2 protein-coding genes are annotated in these 1,268 nt (G+C 66.0%); both read right to left on the bottom strand.

Annotated elements, in window-relative coordinates; genetic code table 11:
- Nucleotides 1–33 precede the first annotated feature (33 nt).
- Nucleotides 34–918 carry an IS3 family transposase gene (locus ACIRGA_RS40865; protein ID WP_400952978.1) on the bottom strand — a complete coding sequence of 295 codons (885 nt, stop codon included), beginning with the start codon at nt 916–918 and terminating at the stop codon, nt 34–36.
- A complete protein-coding gene (locus ACIRGA_RS40860; RefSeq protein ID WP_400952974.1) occupies nt 915–1,205 on the bottom strand; it encodes a transposase in 291 nt (96 codons plus the stop codon). Before ACIRGA_RS40860 ends, ACIRGA_RS40865 begins: the two co-directional genes overlap by 4 nt.
- Nucleotides 1,206–1,268 lie beyond the last annotated feature (63 nt).

The raw sequence follows: 1,268 nt of genomic DNA, 5'->3' as shown, positions 1-1,268 counted from the left end.
TGAGGTTGTCCCCGGGAACCGGACACCGGGGTTTTATGCCACGAGGGCGAGATCTTGACGATAGCTTATGCGGGTTTCGTGGGGTGTTTGGTAGTCGAGTGTCGAATGTAGACGGTCGTGGTTGTAGTAGCCGAGGTAGGCGAAGACGGCTCGCCTGGCGTCATCTCGGCTGGCCCAGACCTGGGTTCCGATCTCGGTTTTGAGGGTGGCGAAGAACGACTCCGCGACCGCGTTGTCGTAGCACGAGCCGACACGCCCCATCGACGGACGGATGCCCGCGGCGTTGAGCTTGCCGCGGAACTCGGCCGAGGTGTACTGGGTGCCGCGATCGGAGTGAAAGACCGCGTCTGCACTGCTCAGGCCTCGGCCGATGGCGAGAGTGATCGCGTCGCAGACCAGTTCTGCGCGCATGTGCTCGGCCATCGCGTGGCCTATCACTTCCCGGCTGTACAGATCGATCACGGTGGCTAGATACAGCCAGCCTTCCTGGGTGGGCAGGTGGGTGATGTCGCCGACGAACCGCTCGCCGGGCGCGTCGGCGGTGAAGTCCCGGCCGATCAGATCCGGTGCCGGTGCGACGGCCGTGTCCTGCTTGGTCAGCGAGCGGCGCCGTCGCCGGGTGATGCCGGTGATCCCGCGTTCGCGCATGATCCGCTCGACGCGTTTGTGGTTGACCCGCCGGCCACGGCGACGTAGTTCGACGGTGACCCGCGGGCGGCCGTACGCGCCGCGATGCGCGGTGTGGACCTCGGCGATCTCCGTGGCCAGCTGGTCGTCCTGGGCGGCTCGTTCGGCCCGTGCGGGGGCTGCGGTGAGCCATTCGTAGAACCCAGGGCGACGGACATCGAGGACTCGGCACAGCCGGGCGACGCCGAAGGTGGCGCGGTGTTCGGAGATGAACCTGTAGCTGTGGGTCAACGACCCATCTCCTTGGCGAAATAGGCGGCTGCCTTGCGGAGAATCTCCTTCTCCAGCTCGAGTTCCGCTACCCGCTTGCGCAGCGCACGCAGCTCGTCCTCCGACGCCGCCGAGGCCGCGTCGGACGGCTTCGCCTGGACGCGTTCAGCGATCTTGACCCAGTTGCGCAGGGTCTCATGGTTCACCCCGAGCTCACGGGCGACCTGACGCAACGGACGATCCGAGGAACGGACCAACTCGACCGCGTCCTTGCGGAACTGCTCCGGATACTTCGACGAACGTGACACGGGGACATCCTTCCCCAGACCACTGTCTGGGATCAGGGTGTCCGGTCCACAGGGGCAACCTCA

Source organism: Amycolatopsis sp. NPDC102389, from assembly GCF_044765885.1.
GTDB lineage: Bacteria > Actinomycetota > Actinomycetes > Mycobacteriales > Pseudonocardiaceae > Amycolatopsis.
The sequence above is the reverse complement of the archived record's forward strand: the minus strand, read 5'-3'. Positions and strand labels throughout refer to the sequence as shown.